General features: G+C 73.9%; 15 protein-coding genes. 2 read left to right on the top strand and 13 right to left on the bottom strand.

The genetic code is table 11. The features are described from left to right. Positions 1-16 precede the first annotated feature (16 nt). Both ABZ948_RS01095 and ABZ948_RS01090 read right to left on the bottom strand, forming a co-directional pair. The gene (locus ABZ948_RS01095) at positions 17-1,405 is read right to left on the bottom strand and encodes an aldehyde dehydrogenase family protein (RefSeq protein WP_359756094.1); all 1,389 of its coding nucleotides are present in this window, start codon (positions 1,403-1,405) and stop codon (positions 17-19) included. Further along, entirely contained in the window at positions 1,405-2,502 is a 1,098-nt protein-coding gene (locus tag ABZ948_RS01090) for a phenylacetate--CoA ligase family protein (protein WP_389622769.1), read from the bottom strand. Before ABZ948_RS01090 ends, ABZ948_RS01095 begins: the two co-directional genes overlap by 1 nt. A 214-nt stretch (positions 2,503-2,716) precedes the next feature. Here ABZ948_RS01090 and ABZ948_RS01085 point away from each other — a divergent pair, with 214 nt between their 5' ends. Next, positions 2,717-3,058 (top strand): hypothetical protein, encoded by a 342-nt coding sequence (locus tag ABZ948_RS01085; protein ID WP_359756091.1) that lies wholly within the window; start codon positions 2,717-2,719, stop codon positions 3,056-3,058. Positions 3,059-3,109: 51 nt separating this feature from the next. Here ABZ948_RS01085 and ABZ948_RS01080 read toward each other — a convergent pair whose 3' ends face one another. Together ABZ948_RS01080 and ABZ948_RS01075 are read right to left on the bottom strand one after the other, a co-directional pair. Further along, a complete protein-coding gene (locus ABZ948_RS01080; RefSeq protein ID WP_359756090.1) occupies positions 3,110-3,562 on the bottom strand; it encodes an MATE family efflux transporter in 453 nt (150 codons plus the stop codon). Positions 3,563-3,576: 14 nt separating this feature from the next. Then, positions 3,577-4,971 carry an FAD-binding oxidoreductase gene (locus tag ABZ948_RS01075; RefSeq protein WP_359756089.1) on the bottom strand — a complete coding sequence of 465 codons (1,395 nt, stop codon included), beginning with the start codon at positions 4,969-4,971 and terminating at the stop codon, positions 3,577-3,579. Between the two features lie 89 nt (positions 4,972-5,060). On the opposite strand from ABZ948_RS01075, the gene ABZ948_RS01070 reads away from it, so the two are divergent. Then, positions 5,061-6,125 (top strand): helix-turn-helix transcriptional regulator, encoded by a 1,065-nt coding sequence (locus ABZ948_RS01070; RefSeq protein WP_359756088.1) that lies wholly within the window; start codon positions 5,061-5,063, stop codon positions 6,123-6,125. On the opposite strand, the gene ABZ948_RS01065 is transcribed toward ABZ948_RS01070, so the two are convergent. From ABZ948_RS01065 to ABZ948_RS01025, 9 genes are read right to left on the bottom strand one after another with little or no spacing between them, the layout of a single operon-like run. Next, on the bottom strand, positions 6,107-8,803 hold the full coding sequence (locus tag ABZ948_RS01065; protein WP_359756086.1) for a helix-turn-helix transcriptional regulator: 2,697 nt from the start codon (positions 8,801-8,803) through the stop codon (positions 6,107-6,109). The two genes, ABZ948_RS01070 and ABZ948_RS01065, sit on opposite strands and share 19 nt — an antisense overlap. Positions 8,804-8,807: 4 nt before the next feature. Further along, positions 8,808-10,187: an FAD-binding oxidoreductase gene (locus ABZ948_RS01060; protein ID WP_359756085.1), complete on the bottom strand. Its 1,380-nt coding sequence runs from the start codon at positions 10,185-10,187 to the stop codon at positions 8,808-8,810. Continuing rightward, the gene (locus ABZ948_RS01055; RefSeq protein WP_359756084.1) at positions 10,184-10,477 is read right to left on the bottom strand and encodes a phosphopantetheine-binding protein; all 294 of its coding nucleotides are present in this window, start codon (positions 10,475-10,477) and stop codon (positions 10,184-10,186) included. The genes ABZ948_RS01060 and ABZ948_RS01055 overlap by 4 nt, the downstream gene beginning before the upstream one ends. Beyond that, on the bottom strand, positions 10,474-11,550 hold the full coding sequence (locus tag ABZ948_RS01050; RefSeq protein WP_359756082.1) for a ketoacyl-ACP synthase III family protein: 1,077 nt from the start codon (positions 11,548-11,550) through the stop codon (positions 10,474-10,476). Before ABZ948_RS01050 ends, ABZ948_RS01055 begins: the two co-directional genes overlap by 4 nt. Positions 11,551-11,592: 42 nt before the next feature. After that, on the bottom strand, positions 11,593-13,239 hold the full coding sequence (locus ABZ948_RS01045; RefSeq protein WP_359756081.1) for an amino acid adenylation domain-containing protein: 1,647 nt from the start codon (positions 13,237-13,239) through the stop codon (positions 11,593-11,595). A 25-nt stretch (positions 13,240-13,264) separates the two neighbouring features. Further along, the gene (gene phzG / locus ABZ948_RS01040) at positions 13,265-13,912 is read right to left on the bottom strand and encodes a phenazine biosynthesis FMN-dependent oxidase PhzG (protein ID WP_359756080.1); all 648 of its coding nucleotides are present in this window, start codon (positions 13,910-13,912) and stop codon (positions 13,265-13,267) included. A gap of 31 nt (positions 13,913-13,943) precedes the next feature. After that, positions 13,944-14,807 carry a PhzF family phenazine biosynthesis protein gene (locus tag ABZ948_RS01035; RefSeq protein WP_359756078.1) on the bottom strand — a complete coding sequence of 288 codons (864 nt, stop codon included), beginning with the start codon at positions 14,805-14,807 and terminating at the stop codon, positions 13,944-13,946. Then, positions 14,804-16,681, bottom strand: a complete 1,878-nt coding sequence (locus ABZ948_RS01030; RefSeq protein WP_359756077.1) for a chorismate-binding protein — start codon at positions 16,679-16,681, stop codon at positions 14,804-14,806. Before ABZ948_RS01030 ends, ABZ948_RS01035 begins: the two co-directional genes overlap by 4 nt. Continuing rightward, positions 16,678-17,301: an isochorismatase family protein gene (locus tag ABZ948_RS01025; protein WP_359756075.1), complete on the bottom strand. Its 624-nt coding sequence runs from the start codon at positions 17,299-17,301 to the stop codon at positions 16,678-16,680. The genes ABZ948_RS01030 and ABZ948_RS01025 overlap by 4 nt, the downstream gene beginning before the upstream one ends. Positions 17,302-17,306 lie beyond the last annotated feature (5 nt).

Raw genomic sequence — 17,306 nt, 5'->3', positions numbered from 1 at the left:
CGGGGGGCGCGGCTCGTCAGAGGCGCACCATGGTGGCGCTCCGCATCAGGAACTCCCCCAGGTAGCCGTCGTGCGGCAGTCCGGGGCGGTGCCAGTGGGTGGCCGTGTCGCCGATGTAGAGGTTGCTGATCGTGGGCTCGTCGGCCAGGGCGTCGACGAGTGCCTCGTCCCGGGTCGCCGCGGTCAGGACGAGGGTGTCCCGCAGCGGCGCGACGCCGTGGTCCGTGCGGCTCCACGGGGCCACCCACACGCAGGGGAAGGGGAATTCGGCGCCGACCTGTGGGGCGTCCGGCGAGTCCACCTGGTGCACGGTGGGGCGCAACACGGCGCTTCCGTCGCCGAGTTCGTCGACGAAGCCGGTGCCGTTCAGCCAGGCCCGGGTGCCCCTCGCCCGCTCCAGCACGTGACGCTCCAGGGTGCGGGCCGCGTCGGCGTGCTGGACGGGCAGGCACGCCTTGGGGTCCTCGGGCGGCAGGCTCGGCCAGGCGGCGAGGCGTTCGGCGACGGCCGCGGCGACCGGTGCCGGGTCGCCCTCGACGAGCACCGCGGTGGTGTTGACGCAGCCCGTCCCGCCGTTGCGGCCGATCGAGTCGACGATCATGTCGAGGTGCTCGCGCCAGTCGGTGTCGGCCGTCAGGAGGATCTTCGAGCGTCCGGGCCGCAGGGAGAGCACACCCGGGTCGCCGGCGTACCGCCGGATGATCTCGTCACCGCCGTAGGCCAGGTCCGCGCCGCGCACGAGGACGTCGGCCGCTTCGTGTCCGCAGGGCAGGAGGGCCACCTGGTCGCCGCCGAAGCCGGCCTCGTGCAGTGCCAGCACCAGCCGGTGCGCGGTGAAGGGCTCCCGGCGCGAGGGCCGCACGGCGACGCGGTAGCCGAGGGCCAGGGCCTCGGGCCAGTAGCCGTGGGTGCCGGGGTAGTTGCCCGGCACATGGACGGCGAGGACCTGGCCCCGCCGGGCCCACACGGCCTGCCCCGTCCGGACCAGCGGATCGTGCCGGTCGGCCACGGCGCCCCGGGGCCGGGCCTGATGGGCGCTGCTCCAGGCCTGGGCGACCCGTTCGGACAGCACCCGGGTGGCGGTGCGGACCGCGGTGAGGGGCACCCCCGAGACCCGGGTGACCGCCGACTCGTACTCCTGGGGCGTCATACCGCCCAGCACCGCGGAGCCGAACAGTCCGGCCGCACGCGCCAGCATCGCCGACCGCTCCTCGGCGGGCGGGGGCGCCGCCTCACGCAACGCCTTCATGGTGCGGTTGACGTACAGCTCGGGGGCGAGGCTCAGCTCGGCGGCCGCCGCCCCGGTCACTCGGGGGATCGTCTGGCGGCGATGGGTGCGGTACGGGCCGTTCGGTCCCAGCGCGTCGATCAGGGGAAGCCCGGGGCTCTGGGCGGTCGGCTCCATCAGTAGACCCCCTCGATGACGGCCTCGTCCTCGAACCGCTCCACCGGGGCGATGTCCGCCGCGGAGTCGCCGATCCGTCCCTCGGGCGCGGGCACTCGTACTGCGGTGTCCCGTTCGAGGTTGTTGGGCAGCAGCAGCGCCTTGCTGACGTGGTGCATGACCACCTGGCCGCGTTCGCCGTAGGCGACGGGCGTGCCCGACGCCGGGTCCACGACCTGGAAGGTGATGTAGGGGGAGAAGGTGTCGAACACGCACGGCTCCCCCGGCTGGGTGCCGTGTCGCTGGCCGGCGATGCCGAGGATCATCGTGCTGCCGTAGTGGCCGTAGAGGGTCGCGTCGGGGAAGATCTCGGTGCGGTAGAGCTCGGCGGTGTCCGTGTCCAGCTGCGTGCCGCCCCACCGGATGGCCCGTACCTTCTCGTTGACCAGGTCGACGAGTTCCTCGCGCTGCGCGATGCGCGCCAGGAGGGGCGGTGTCACCGTCAGCACGCCGATCGGCTGGGTGCGCAGGATGTGCGCGGCCTGGTCGATGACGTGTTCGGCGTAGGCATCCGCCTGGGTTCCCCTGCCGTCCTTGATGAGGCGTTTGACCCAGCGCGGGTCGAGGTCGACCTGGAAGCCGTAGCGGCCGTGGGTGCGGGCCGACCGGCGGAAGATCTCGCCGACCAGGTGCGGGCCCGAGGGCGTGATGCCCAGCCAGTCCGCACCGCGGGGGAAGCCGTGCACGTCCAGGTTGCGGTTGCTCCAGTCGACCAGCTTGGCCAGCCAGTCGCCGGGGCAGACCACGCGCTTGGGGGCTCCGGTCGTGCCGCCGCTCTCGAACACCCCGACGATGTCGGGCCGGTCGCCGTAGCCGCGCGGCACGAGGTCGGCGGCGGGTACATCACGCAGTTCGGCGGCGACGTTGGGGAACAGCGTCAGATCGTCGTAGGTCTTGACGTCGGAGAGCGGATCGAAGTCCAGCGACGCCGCCCGCGCGAGCCAGAACGGCGAGCCCGTGTCCGGGCCGAAGTGCCAGCGCATCGCGGCCCGGACCAGTTCGTCAGGGTCCGGGTCGGCGTCGTGGGGCAGATCGAGAATCGACTGCTCGGCGCGCACCACAAGTCCTCCTCAGGTGGGCTTCTCGAACGCGGCGGACGGCCGTGGCCGGGCCTGACCGGTCCCGATGCCGGGCCGGCGCACCGCGGGCGTCCGATCATCGGTGACCGCCGGCACGCGGGAACAGCCGGTACTCAGCCCGCGCCCGGCGCGTGCCGCGGGGTGCCGTGAGTACCGGCGGACGGTCGGATGCGGCGTTCCTAGACTGAGCCGCATGAAGGCCATGATCGCCTGGTGGGACCTGACCGACGCGGATCACGACGCCGAATCGCTGCGTGGCTTCCTGCGCGAGGAGGCGGGGAACTGGGAGGACGTCCCCGGGCTTGTGCTCAAGGTCTGGGTGTCCGACCCGGAGCACCACCGCTGGGGCGCGGTGCTGCTCTGGGAGTCGGAGGAGGCTGCCAGAGCAGCACAACTACCACGCAGCGCGGGCGAGTTGATCGGACGGCCGCTCGCGTTCCGCGAGTGGTTCGACGTGGAGGCGACCGTCGAGGGGGTCCACTCCCTGCCGTCGCTGGGCGGCCTCGGGCCGGGACTGTCCGGTCCGGCCGAGTAGCGGGCCGCGAGCCCGTCCCGCGCAGGGAGTGGACGCGGGACGGGCTCTCGCCTAGGTCCTGTCCCCGGTATGACTCCGCCGGAGAACGGCGGTCTGCCAGGACGCGAACACCGCCACGGGGACGGTCTGGAGCCAGGTCCACACCACCCCGGCGGTCGTGAGATCGAGCCATCCGAAGGCCAGAGCCGCCAGGCTGAGCACGATCCACAGGGCACCGCAGCCGATCACGGCACGCACGGCCGCGGCCGGGATCCGGCGCAGGCGGGCCACGGCCGCGATGCCGGCACCCAGCGCCAGCATCACCGCGCCGACGGCAGCCACCAGAGCCGTGTCCGGTCCGAACAGCCTGCTGAGCGGCTGCGCGGCGGCGAGGTAGCCGATCCCGACGACGCCCATCCCCGCCGCGTCCAGGACGAGGACGCGGCGCATCTCCCCGCCGGTACCGGGTCCGGACCGATCGTGGCGGTCGGCGGCCGGCCCGGAGGAGGTCGGTGAAGCGGTCATCGCCCGCCTCCCGTTCAGGCCGTCCCGGTCGGGCCGTCGCCCGCCGGCGGGATGTTGTAGTTGAGGCGGAAGAGGTTGTCCGGGTCGTGGACGGCCTTGAGCCTGGCCAGCCGGTCGAGGTCCGCGGGGGCGTACGCCGTGCGGACCGTCTCCTCACCGGCGTTCGCGCCGTGGCCCAGGAAGTTCAGGCCGGCGCCGGACGAGACCGGCCGCAGGGCCTCGCGGAGCTGCTTGTACAGCGGCCGGGTGTCCTCTTCGGTGATCCCGAACAGCAGGGTGACGACGGACAGCAGGTATCCGGCGTCCCGGTGGGCCACGGAGTTGGGCCGCTCGGGCGGGGTCGCCAGGGCTCCGCCGAGGTGCCGCAGTTCCACGACGACCGGCAACGGGGCCTGCGGACCCACGTGTTCCAGGAGGACGCGCAGCACGTCGTCGTCCGCTTCCCGCAGCATCACCGTCTCGCGCTGGAAGGGGACCGGGAACGGCGGTTCGTCGTGGATGGAGCCGCTCTCCGTGTACGGCATGTCCCGCAGGTCCTCGATCAGGACCGGGCCGGCGTCCCGCAGCGGGGCCACCAGCCGCGCGCCCTCCTCCGCGCTGCCGGTGTAGGCGATCCGCACGTGGTAGACGTGCCGGCCTCGCATCGGCTCGGGCACCTCCGGGTCGTCCGGCATCGGAACGAGCGCCACCGAGGAGTTCATCTCCCGGGGCAGGTCGGAGGTCCACCGGGCGTAGGCGCTCAGGACGTCCGGCGCCGCCTCCGCGTCGAAGAAGAAACCGCCGCCGTACACCCGGGACACCGGAACGAGGTCCATTTCCAGCCGGGTGACGATCCCGAAGTTGTCCCGGCCTCCCACCAGCGCCCAGTACAGGTCGGGGTCGCTGTCCGAGGTGACCCGGCGCAGCGCGCCGTCCGCGGTCACCACCTCCAGGGACCGCACCCGGTCCGCGGCGTAACCGTAGGTGCGCACCAGCAGGCCCACACCGCCGCCGAGGACGTAGGAGACGACGCCGACGTGCGGTGCCGATCCGTTGAGCGGTGCGAGGCCGTGCGGGGCCGTCGCCGGGATCACCTGCTCGAAGCGCGCACCCGCCTCGACGGTCACCGTGCGGCGCTCCGCGTCGACCTCCACACCGGTCATCCGGCCCGTCGTGATCAGCAGCCCGCCCTCGGCGGCGGCGGCGAACCCGTGCCCCGTGGCCTGCACGGCGACGGGCAGCCCGCGCCCGGCGGCGAAACGGACCGCCTCCTGGACGTCCTCGGCCCGCGCCGCGCCGACGATCACGTCGGGCGTGTGCCGCAGGGCGAGGTTCGCTCCGGTGCGCTCCTCGTCGAAGTCCTGGTCGCCCGGGAGGAGGACGGGGCCCGCAACCCGGGAGGCGAGTGCCTGGATGTCGTCGTGCTTCACAGATGTCTCCGTTTCGGTTCGTACCGGCACGCGTCATCCTCAGTCCGAAACCTGACAGGTGCCGTCAGGTATGCCCGACACTCGGAAGGGTGAAGTCCGACCGACTGCTGTCCATCCTGTTGTTGCTCCAGCACCGGGACCTGGTTCCGGCCGGCGAACTCGCCGAGCGCCTGGAGGTCTCGGTGCGCACGGTGTACCGCGACGTCGAGGCGCTGTCGGCGGCCGGTGTCCCGGTGTACGCCGAGCGCGGCCGGTACGGGGGCATCCGGCTGCTGCCCGGCTTCCGCACCGACATGACCGGGCTGACCCGCGACGAGGCGAGGGCCCTGTTCGTCCTCGTGGGCCAGAGCGCGCACTCGGCGCTGGGGCTGGACCAGGCGATGGGCTCCGCGCTGCGCAAGATGATGGCCGCGCTGCCCGCGCCGCACCGGCCGGCGGCCGAACTGACCAGCCGGCGGCTGCTGATCGACCCGGACGGCTGGCTCTCGGGGCCCCGGCAGGACACGTCCGGGATGGACGAGCTGTACGACGCGGTCCTCGCCGACCGCCGGCTGCGCATCGCCTACCGGCACAGCGGCAGCACGTCGGTGCACACCTACACCGTCGATCCGTACGGCTTGGTCTCCAAGGCGGGCACCTGGTACCTCGTCGCCGACCACGCCGGGCAGGCGCAGTTGTTCCGTACCGACCGGCTCGGGGGCGTCGCGGTGACCACCGAGCCGGTGTGCCGCCGGGACGGGATGCAGCTGGTGCGGGTGTGGGAGGAACTGCGGCAGCGGGTGGAGAACCGCGAGCCGGGGATCGTGGTCCGGGCCCGGGTCAGGCGCGGGCGCCTGGACATGCTGCAGCGGCTCACCCGCGCGAACTTCCGCGGAGTCGTCGGGGCGCCCGGGCCGGGCGCGGAGCCCGTGTGGCCGACGGAGACCGACAGCACCGGGGCGGACACCGAGAGCATCACGCGGGCCGACACCGAGAGCGTCACGCGGGCCGACACCGAATGGCTCACGGTCGAGCTGGACTACCCGGTGCCGGCCGCCGTCTGTCAGTTGCTCCAGTTCGGGACCGACGTCGAGGTGCTGGATCCGCCCGAGGCGGTCGAGGCGATCTCCGACATGATCGCCGCTCTCGCCGCGCTCTACCCGGACGGCGGCTGAGCGAACCCGGCCCGCGCCCCGACGTGCCCGGCCAGTTCCGCCCGGGAGGTGATGCCGAGCTTGCCGTAGGCCCGGTACAGGTGGTTCTCGACGGTGCGGACCGAGACCGACAGCCGCCGCGCGATCTCCCCGTTCTCCATCCCGGACGCCGCCAGGGTCGCCGTCTGGTGCTCGCGCGCGGTGAGTTCGCGCCGGCGTGCGGGCGCGGGCGCCGAAGGGCCCAAGGACGCGGCCCAGCCGGGCAGTTCCGTGCCGGCCGTGGCGGCGAGATGGCCGCGGCACGCCGCGAGCGAGGCCCGGGCGGCCCGGTGCCGGCCCGCGTCCCGGTTCAGCCGGTGCGCCTGACTCGCGCACTCCGCCGCGAGGGGAAACCGGCCGAGCCGGGCGAACCGGTCGGCCAGGTCGTCGAGGTGCGCGGCGTCCCGGCCGGCCAGGGCCCGCACGTGCAGTGCGCGCAGTTCACCGACCGGGCACCGCACCGCGACGCCGAGGGCGTCCAGCAGCTCGGCGGCGACAGCCGCCCGGCCCAGCCGGGCCAGCAGGTGCAGGGCCGCCAGGGCCGTGGCCTTCCGCCCGGCGGCGGCCGAGCGCCGCGCCACCTCCTCGGCGCGGCGCACCGCCCCCGGTACATCACCCGACCGGCCCAGGATCCGGGCCTCCTCCAGCGCGATGTGGTCCTCCGCGAGCGGGTAGCGCGGTGTCCGGCGGGCCGCGACGCGCACCTCGATCAGGGTGCGGACCGCTTCCGTGTGCTGCCCCGACTCGGCCAGCGCGCCCGCGAGTTGCGCCAGCAGCCAGGGCCGGGTGGTGAACCAGTCCTGGCCGTCCGGAGCGGCAGCGGCCCGTCGCAGCAGCGCGACCGCGTCCGGCAGCCGGCCGGCGGCGCGGTGGGCTCGCGCCTCGACGGCTTCCCCCCACACCCGAGCCCGCTGATCGTAGGGGGCGGCCGTACGGCGCAGCCTGTCCAGGTGGTGGCGCAGGCCGGGGTCGTCCCCGGCCTCGGCGGCGGTGTACGCGCCGACCGCCGCGTATGTGATCCGGTCGGGCTCGGTCCGGTTCTCCACCTGGCGGCTCCGCTCCAGTAACGCCGAGGCGGCCGCGCTGCCTTCCGTCTCCAGGCGTGCGAAGGCGGCGACGGGAACACAGGAGGGCGCCACCGGTGAACCGGAGGTCTCGCGCGGCGCGGTCTCCCCGCTTCCGGCCACGTCGCCCAGCCGGTCCCGCAGCAGCCCGACGGTCGCCCGCAGGAGGCGACCCGACCGGTCCGGGACCCGCTCGGCGAGGGCGGCGGCCGCCTCGACACGGCGCATCGTCCAGGCCAGGTTGCGCACCCTGGCGCCGACGGCCTCGCCGCTGCGCCCGTCGGCAGCGGCGAGCGCGGCCTCGGCCTCCGCGCCGCGCCCCTGCCCCGACAGTGCCCGGCCCAGCAGGAGTGCCGACGCGGCGTCGGCGGCGGCCGGCCGCCCCGTGCTCGGCGCATCGCCGAGGGCGAGACGCGCGAACCGTTCGGCGGCGGCGAAGTCGCCGCGCCGGAGGGCGACTTCGGCTGCCGTCCGCAACCGGGCGGCCGGGGGTGTCTGGCCGGCGTCGACGCGCAGTGCCACGGACGCCGGCACGGCGGCCTTCTCCTGGCGGGCGTCGCCTGCCTGGTCCAGCGCGTCGGCGAGCCGCAGGCGCAGTTCGCGCGCCTGCCGTGCGGGCAGCCCGGCGAGGATCACGTGTCCGCTCAGGGGCCGGCACAGGCGCAGCCGGCGGCCGCGGCCGACCGGTTCGGCCGTCACGACGGCCCGGCGGAGCAGACGGTCCGCGGCGTCGGCCAGCCCGGCGATCAGCGGCAGTTCCCCGGACAGCGGCCCGCCCAGCGCGAGCAGGGCGATCAGCTCCCGCTCCGCCGCGTCCAGCGGCCCCGACAGCCGGTCGACGGCCTGGCAGACCCGTCTGGCGGGCCGCCGACCCGCGGGGCCCTGCTGCCACTGCCACAGTCCCTGGGCCGGGCGCAGGGTGCCGTCGGCGATCGACGCCTCGACCAGCTCCGCGAGCAACAAGGGGTTGCCGCCGGTGAGTTCCCACAGCCGGGCCGCCGTGTCGGTGGCGACCTGGCTGCCCAGCCTGGCGCGCAGGGCCCGTGTGGTGCCGGCCAGGTCGAAGGGGGTCGTCGTGACGGATCCGAGCAGCTCGTCCTCCCGCAGCTCGGCGATCGGGGCGGGCAGCGGGGCACCGTGGAGCGCTGTGGCGAGCAGCAGGATCCGGCCCCGCCGTACCAGGGCGGCCAACCGCTGTGCGGGCGCCGGGTGCAGGCGGTGCGCGTCGTCGACGGCCAGGACGGGAGGCGGTCCGGCGGCCGGGGCGTGTGGTTCCGGCAGGGTCGGGAGTGTCTCGTGGTCCACCACCGTGCCGGGGCGCCCCGACCGGTGGAGCGCCTCCCGCAGCAGCCGTGACCGGCCCGTTCCGGGCGGCCCGGTCAGCAGGACCCCGCGGCGGTGTGCGGCGAGCGCGTCGATCTCGGCCAGCGGCGCTTCCCGGTCGACCAACGGCCACCGGTCGGCGGTCTCCTCCGGGCGAGCGGCACCCTCCGCACGGATGGTGTTCTCCGTGCGGGCGGTGTCCTCCGTGCGGGCGGTGTCCTCCGTGCGGGCGGTGTCCTCCGTGCGGGCGGTGTCCTCCGTGCGGGCGGTCATTCGGTCACCCGGTCACGGTGGCGGGTGCCGACGGAGTGAGCGTGCAGCGCAGCAGGCCGGCCGGGTCGACGCGGGCCTTCAGCCGGGCCAGGCGCTGCCGGTCGGCCGGCTCCCACACGTCGTGCGCCGTCGCCTCGGCGTCGCCGTCCCGGTGACCGCCGTAGACGAAGTTGAGGAACCGCCCCACGCGCCACGGTGCCAGCGCGTCGTCGAGCTTGCGGTGCGCCGCGCGTGCCTGGTCCTCGCCGGTGTCCGCCAGCGGGGACAGCACGCGCACGAGACAGTGGGCATCGCGATGGCCCACGGCGTTGGGCACGCCGGGCGCCTCGGCCAGGGCCCCGCCCAGGTGGCGGATGTCGATCACCAGGCGGCCCGGCGCGTCCGGGTGCGCGGCGTCCCGCACCGCCTCGGCCGCCCGCGGGCCGAACTCCCGCAGCATGTGGTTGTTCCCCAAGTAGGCGTGCGGCCACGGCGGGTCGTGGTAGATCGACCCGCATTCGGTGTACGGCATGACGGCGACGCTGTCCGACAGGGCGGGACCGGCGGCGCGCAACGGTGCCACCAGCTCCGCTCCCCTCCGGGGGTCCCCGTGGAACGCGACGCGCACATGGGTCACATGGCGGCCCCGCAGGGCGGCCGGGACGGCCGGCACGTCGGGGTAGGAGAGCAGGGAGACCGAGGACGTCAGTTCCCTGGGCAAGGCGCGGATCCACTCGCGGTAGATGTCGAGCAGGTGCGGGACCCGCGCCGTGTCGAAGACCAGCTCGCCGCCGTACAGGTTGCTGACCGTGACCAGGCCGACTTCCATGGCGGTGACCACCGCGAGGGCGCCGCCTCCCCCGCGCAGCGCCCAGAACAGCTCGGGTTCGGTGTCCGGCGTCACCCGCCGGGTGCGGCCGTCGGGTGTCACGACGTCGAAGGACCGCACGTGGTCGGCCGCGTAGCCGAACTCGCGTGCCAGCAGGCCGAGACCGCCGCCCAGGACGTAGCCCACCGTGCCGACATCCGTGGAGGAGCCGTTCAGGGGCGCGAGGCCGTAGCGGGCGGCGGCGTGGACGACCTCGCCGACGCGCGTGCCCGCCGCGACCCGCGCGGTGCGCGTCGCCGCGTCCACCGTCACCCCGGTCATCGCCGAGGTGTCGAGGAGCAGGCCGCCGTCGGCGGGAACGGTCAGGCCGTGGCCGGTCGCCTGCACCGCGACGGGAAGCGCACGGTCGGCGGCGTAGCGCACCGCCGCCGCCACGTCCTCGGCGGCGGCGACCCGTACGAGGACGGAGGGCCGGTGGCGGTAGGCGGTCTGGAAGCCCGAGCAGCCGGCGTCGAAGCCCTTGTCGCCCGGGGTGAGCACCGCTCCTCGCACCCGGTCCCGAAGCTGCGCGCTCACCGCGGTGAACTCCCGTTCCGCCCGGGGCGGTCCGGTCCCGCCGCCGTGCCCCCGAGGTACCGCGTCCAGGCACGCACGGTGGGCTCGGCGGCGAGGACCGCGAAGTCGGCCACCAGGCCCTGCCGCCGCCACCGGCCGCTCAGCCGCATCACGCGGAGCGAGTCGAGGCCCAGGTCCGCGAGGTCGGTGTCGTCGCCCACCTCTTCGGGTGCCACCCGGAGGACCGCGGCGACGGCGTCCCGGACGTCGTCGATGGTCACGGTGGGCCCGGAGGCCGGTGTGCCGCTCATCGCAGGGTCCCTTCGGCGTCGTCGCCCGGGGTGCTGCCGCCCGGCTCGGTGATCTCGACGACCGCGCAGCCCGCCTCCATGCCCTCCGTGGCCCCGAGGAGCAGGACGTGGTCCCCCTCGCCGACCTGGCCCGTGGTCCACAGGTGGGCCAGGCCCAGGACGGGGTCGCCCACGCTGGCGTGGCCGATGGTGCGGGTGTAGTCCCAGGTGCCGGCCTTCGTCGGTACGCCGAGCGGGTCGAGCAGGAGCGAGTGCAGGGCGTCCTCGTTGAAGCCGATGTGGGCGACGCGGGCGATGTCGTCCCAGTCGACGCCGGCCTCGTCCAGGGTCCGTTCGGCGACCTCGGCGACCAGTTCGCCGTACCGGGTCACGGCGTTGATCATGTCGTGCGGGCCGGCGCCGGGACGCTCGGCCCACGCCCGCAGCCGGGGCCCCACGAGCATGGGTCGGTCGGGGTGCCGCGCCGGGGGCAGCAACGGCTCGTCGCCGCGGTGCATGGATTCGAGATCGGGGAGGGAGCGGGAGCCCACGGCCTTCAGCCGGGCGAAGCCGGGGCGGGTGGAGACGACGAGAGCGGATCCGGTGTCCGCGTAGACGGCGTGCTCCGAGTCGTTCCACCGGTCCACCAGCGGGGTGGAGAAGTTGTCCGCCGCCGTGATGAGGACCGCCTCCCCCTCCGTCGAGCCGGGTCGCAGCATGTCCGCGGCCAGGCGCAGCGCGGTGAGCACCGACAGGCAGCCGTGCCGCACCTCGAAGGCGGGGATGGGCCGGTCCAGTGTCCGGTGCAGCACGAAATGGGGGGCGGACCAGCCTTCGGGGCCCTGGTGGTAGACGCCGCTGTGCAGTACGGCGGCGAAGTCCCCGGGGGCATGGCCGGAGTGCTCGACGGCCCGGCGGGCGGCCCGGACGGCCATCTCCGGTGCGGACAGGGTGGGTTCGATGGTGACGGAGGCGAGTCCCGACTCCTCCGCGGCGGTCGCCTCGAACCAGCCCCGGGCCACCGCCTCCGCCACGGGCGTGCGCTGCGGCAGGTACGTACCGATGCCCGCGAGGTGTATGTCGCCGACCTTCACTGTGCGTCCCTTTCCTGGGTGGGTACCGGCGCTGCCGGCGGATCAGAGCGGAAGCGGTTCGAGCTCTCCGGAGAGCACCTGCTCGCGCAGTGCCCGGCGATCGACCTTTCCGTTGGCGTTGAGCGGCAGGTCGTCCACGAGGTGGAACGAGAACGGGATCATGTAGGGCGGCAGGGAGTCCCGCAGGCCCTTCTCGATCGCGTACGCGTCCGGCTCGGGACCGGAGACGATCGCGGCGAGCACGGTGGTGCTGTCGTCCTCGCCCGGTACGGCCACGACCACGGCCTGGTCGACGCCCTCCTGCTGCCGCAGGTGTGCCTCCACCTCGCCCGTCTCGACCCGGTGGCCGAGGATCTTCACCTGGGAGTCGAGGCGTCCGAGGAAGGTGAACGTGCCGTCCGCGGCCCTGCGTCCGAGGTCGCCCGTGCGGTACCACCTGCCGTCCGCCCGGGTGTGGAAGCCGCGCCGCGTCTGCTCGGGGTCCCGCCAGTACCCCCCGAAGACCTGGGGCCCCTGCAGGCAGATCTCGCCGGTGGCACCGTCGGGGACCGTGCTGCCGTCCTCGGCGAACAGGCCGGCCGCCATGCCCGGGTAGGGCGTGCCGATCGGGACGACGCCGTTGACCGCCCGGTCGGGGGAACGCAGGGGGTCCCAGCGGTACGCCATGCAGGCGATGGTCGCCTCGGTGGGCCCGTACAGGTTCTCCAGCACGGAGTGGGGTGCCGCGGTCTGCCACGCCGCGGCCGCCGACGCCGCCAGGGCCTCCCCGCAGAACAGGCTCCAGCGCAGTGTGGGCATGCAGCCGGGCACCAGGGCACCGGCGCGCTGTTGCAGTACGGCGACCGAGGGCACCGAGAACCAGACCGTGATGCCCCGCTCGCGGACGAAGTCCACCGGGGAGCGCAGGTCGGGGACGTCCATGGGCAGCAGGCAGCCCCCGCTCCCCCAGGCCATGAACAGGTCGAAGACCGACAGGTCGAAGGTCTGGTCGAAGGTGTTGGTGAACCGGTCCTCGGGGGTGAAGTCGTAGCGCTCGGAGTTGACCCTCAGGAAGGAGGTGACGTGAGCGTGCGTGATCGGTACGCCCTTGGGCCGGCCGGTGGAGCCGGAGGTGAAGAGGAGGTACGCCGTGTCGTCGGGGTCGCCGAAGACCGGCTCGGGCAGGGGGGTTCCGCCGTCGATGTCGCGCCGGGTGAGCATGGGTGTCCCGGCGGGCAGCCCGTTGGGGGCGTCGTCGGTCTCCGGGAGGAGGACCGGCGGGATCTCGTCCAGGGCGCTCAGCAGCGGGACGAGCTGGGCTACGGCTCCGTCGTCGCTGAGGACGGCGTCGAGACCGGACCGCTCCACGATGTCCTGGTTGCGGGCCGCGGGGTACTTCTTGTTCAGCGGCACCGCGGCCGCGCCCGCGTAGAGGGCGGCGAGGAAACCCGCGTAGGTGACGAGGCTGCGGTGACCGAGGATGCCGACGCGGCGGGGCCGTGCGCTCACCCGGAGCAGCGCGGCGGCCCACTGTCGCGCGACACGGTCGAGTTCGGCGTACGTCCAGCTGTGCCCGGCGAGCGACAGGGCGGGGCGGTCGGCGTGGCGTCGGGCGGAGGCGTGGAAGCCTGCGTGGAGGAATCGGAGGGACGGGAGGTTCGGGTCCTGCATGGGATTCTCGCGTTCCGCATCGATGAGGTGCTCGGACATCGGTCGGTGTTCGCCGGTCGGGACGTCAGGGCTGGAGCCGCGTGACGCTCCAGCCCTGGCCGGCCCGGTCGTAGCGCAGCCGCTCGTGCAGCCGGTCGTGGCCGTTGGCCCAGAACTCGATCTCGTCGGGGCGCAGTTCGTAGGCGACGAAGGCCGCCGGGCGGGGCAGCGGCTGCCCGCTGTGCGCCAGGCGCGCGGCCCGTTCGCGCAGCGCGGTCACGTCGTCGAGGCTGTCCAGGGGTTCGCTCTGGCGTGACGCGGTCGACATGGAGTGGGTGAAGACGGGGCGGGCCGCCCACAGCGCGTCCGCCTCCGCGTCGGGCAGCCGTTCGACCGGGCCGGCGACCGCGATCTGCCGGCTCGTCTCGCGCCAGTACAGCACCCCCGAGGCCCACGGATTGCGTTCCAGGTCCCGGCCCTTCCGGCTGCCCAGGTGCGTGGTGAAGAGCAGCCCGGTGCCGGTCAGCCTGTTCAGGACGACGGTCCTCGAAGACGTGCGGCCGTGGACGTCGGCCGTGGCGAGGGCGAGCGCCCGGGGCTCGCGGACGTGGTGCCGTTCGGCCTCGGCCAGCCATTCCCCGAGCAACTTCAGAGGATCGGACGGCGGTGCCGTGAACTCCGGGAAGGGCAGCTCCACGGTCCCGGTGAGGGACTCGGACCTCGTACTGCTCATGTACGCCTCCGGGTGCGGCTGTCGGCGGTGGTCACAGGTGCAGGGTTCCTTCGATCACGACGACGCCCTCGCCGCCCACCTCGACACTGGTGACGTCGTCGCCGTCGCCTTCGGCGCGGGCGTGCATCGTCGAGGGCCTGCCCATCTCCACGCCCTGCGTGATCCGGACGGGCTGCCCGTACTTGGCCACGCCGTGGCGGGCCAGGTGGATCGCGATGGGTCCGGCCGCGGAGCCGGTGGCGGCGTCCTCGACCACGCCGTACGCGGGCGAGAACATCCGGCTCCGCCACCGGGTCCCGTCACCGGCGATGCAGTTGACGGCCATGTCGGTGAACGCCGTGAGCGCCCGGTGGTCGGGGTGGAGGGCGGAGAGCTCTTCGACGCTGCCCAGGGCGACCAGCACGTGGCGGGGTCCGTTGCGGTAGATCTCCACGGGCAGGGCGGTCTCCCGCACGCCCAGGGCGGCGAGCAGCGCCTCGCGCGCCTCGAACCGCTCCCAGACGGGCACCGGCTGCCGCATCCACGCCTCGGTCACCACCCCGTTTTTGCGGGTGAGTTCGAAGGGGACGGGGCCCATGGCGGTCTCCAGCGTGAGCCGGTCCGCGCCGCCGCGGTTGCCGAGGGCGATGGCGGTGCCGAGCAACGGGTGGCCGGCGAAGGGGAGTTCGTTGACCGGTGTGAAGACCCGGACGTGGGCGTCTCCGCCCTGCTCCGGGCGCAGCACGAAGGTCGTCTCGGAGAGGTTCATCTCCTTGGCGATGCGCTGCATCTGATCGGCCGTCAGGGTGTCGGCCTCGAGGTAGACGGCCACCGGGTTGCCCTTGAGCGCCTCGGCGGCGAAGGCGTCGACCACGACGTAGGGGTGGTGCACGGTGTCCTCCCGCTGTGCGCTCATCGGTTGAGTACGTCCCGCAGGACGTCGGCCAGGATGCGCGGTCCGTCGAGTGTGAGCACGGACTCGGCGTGGAACTGCAGGGACGCGAACCGCGGCCCGCGCAGCGCGTACACGTCCCCGGTCCGTCGGTCGCGGCTGACCTCCACCACGCCGACGCCCTCGACCTCGCGCTTGTCCTCGGCGCTGCGGGCGGTGAAGGTGTTGTAGAAGGCGACGTCCTCCCGCGCCCCGAACAGGTCGATCGTCTTCTGCAGCCCCTGCCTCGGGACGGCGAGCCGGGCCAGTTCGAAGCCCAGGGCCATGCTGAGCACCTGATGGCTCAGGCACACCGCCAGGAAGGGCTGGTCGGCGGTGAGCAGCGTGCGCACCGCGGCGTGCAGATGGGCCACCTTGGGGTCGGAGGTCTCGGTCGGGTCCCCCGGTCCCGGTCCCATGACGACGAGGTCGTGGCCGTCGAGGGCGTAGTCCTCGTCGAAGCGGCGAACGGACACCTCCAGTCCCAGGGCGCGCAGTTGGTGGCCGATCATGGCGGTGAAGGTGTCCTCGGCGTCGACGACCAGCGCGCGGCGGCCGACGAGGTCCCGGTGCGGTGCGGCGCGGTGGGCCGCGTCGCGCAGCCAGAAGTCGGAGATGGCGTCGTTGCGCCGCGCCAGCTCGGCACGGACGCGCGGGTGGGCGGCGAAGCCCTGCGGGCCGCCCGCCTCCAGGGCGGCCACCAGTCCGGCCGCCTTGGCGCGGGTCTCGGCCGCCTCCTCGGCCGGCTGGGAATGGCGTACCAGGGTGCCGCCGACTCCGATGCGCACCCGGCCCGAACGGTCGATGTCCGCCGTTCGGATGAGGATGGCGGAGTCGAGGGCGCGGCGGCCCTGGGCGTCCCGGCCGATCAGCGCGGCGACCCCGCTGTAGTAGCCCCGCCCCTGCGGCTCGTGGTCGGCGATGACGCGGCAGGCGCTTTCCAGGGGTGATCCGGTCACCGTCGGAGCGAACAGGGTCTCGCGCAGGATGTCGCGGGCGTCCAGGTCGGTGTGGCCCTCGATGAAGTACTCGGTGTGGGCGAGGCTGGCCATCTCCTTGAGGTGCGGGCCGGTCACGCGGCCGCCCTCCGGGCAGATCCGGGCCATCATCTTGAGTTCCTCGTCGACGACCATGTACAGCTCGTCGGTTTCCTTGCGGTCGGCGAGGAAGGCCAGGACCTCGGGCAGGGCCGGTCCCGCGGCCGGGTAGCGGTAGGTGCCGCTGATCGGGTTCATCACGGCCCGGCCGGCGTCCACGCTGATGTGGCGCTCGGGCGAGGCCCCGACGAAGGTCCGCTCTCCCGTGTGGATGAGGAAGGTCCAGTACGCGCCCGTCTCGTGCCGCAGCAGGCGGCGGAAGAAGGAGAGCGCGCTGTGCGGTCCGTAGCCGGTGATGTCCGCGACGAAGGAACGCTTGATGACGAAGTTGGCGCCCTTCCCGGTGCCGATGGCTCCGTCGACGATGGCGCGGACGATCCCCTCGTACGTGTCGTCGTCCACGTCGAAGTGCCCGTCGCGCAGCGCGGTCGGGACCTTCGGGAGGCGGGCCAGGGCGGTGACGAGGGGGAGCTGCCGGGCGTCGGTGACGCTGAGGGCGATGAGGGGGGCACCGTCGTCGGGGGCGGGGTAGCCGCGTTCGGTGATCTGCCGGTAGGGGATCACGGCGAGCACCTCGTGGCGCGGGCCGCCGGGAGCCGGGTCACCGGTCTCGGCCAGGGGCAGGTCGGCCAGTGCGGCGGGTGTCGACACCTCGCCGACGAGGACGTCGAGGGTGTCCGGTCCCGCGGCCTCCGGGCGGTGCAACAGCGCGTAGGCGGCCGCCCGGTTGTGCAGGATGTCGTCGAGCAGGTCGGTGCTCACCCGAGGATCTCCTTCGTCGTGACGACCTTTCCGCAGCGTTCGGCGGCGTAGCCGAGCGCCATGCGGTGGTGCCGCGCGGAGAAGTCGGCGACCGCGTCGCCCACCAGGAAGACCTGGATGTCGTGGGAGAACGCCTCGACGGCCGTCGCCAGGACGCCGACGTGCGCGTAGACCCCGCACAGGATCAGCTGGTCCCGGCCGCTGTCGCGGAGGAGGTCGAGCAGCGGTGAGTCGAAGAACGCGCTGTAGCGCCACTTGGTCAGCTGCCAGTCCCCGGCCGCGGGCGCGAGTTCGGCGACGATCTCGCGGTCGGCCGGCTCCGGGCGCATGCCCTGCCCCCAGAAGTCCTTGAGCAGGCCGCGTTGTCGCTCGGTCATGCCGCCGGGCTGGGCGGTGTAGGCCACGGGGACGCCGGCTGCGGCGCACTGGTCGCGCAGGGCCGCCGCGTTGTCGACGAGCTGTCCGCGGGTGCTTTCCGGCAGCGGGGCCAGGAAGTAGCGCTGCATGTCGTGGACGAGCAGCACGGCACGGTCCGGGTCGGCCTCCCAGTCGACGAGGTTGGCGGGCAACTCGGCGGCGGAGGGCAGGGAGTACGGTTCGATCGGCGGTATACCAGGCATGGTCT

This window comes from Streptomyces olindensis, assembly GCF_040645895.1.
GTDB lineage: Bacteria > Actinomycetota > Actinomycetes > Streptomycetales > Streptomycetaceae > Streptomyces > Streptomyces olindensis.
The sequence above is the reverse complement of the archived record's forward strand: the minus strand, read 5'-3'. Positions and strand labels throughout refer to the sequence as shown.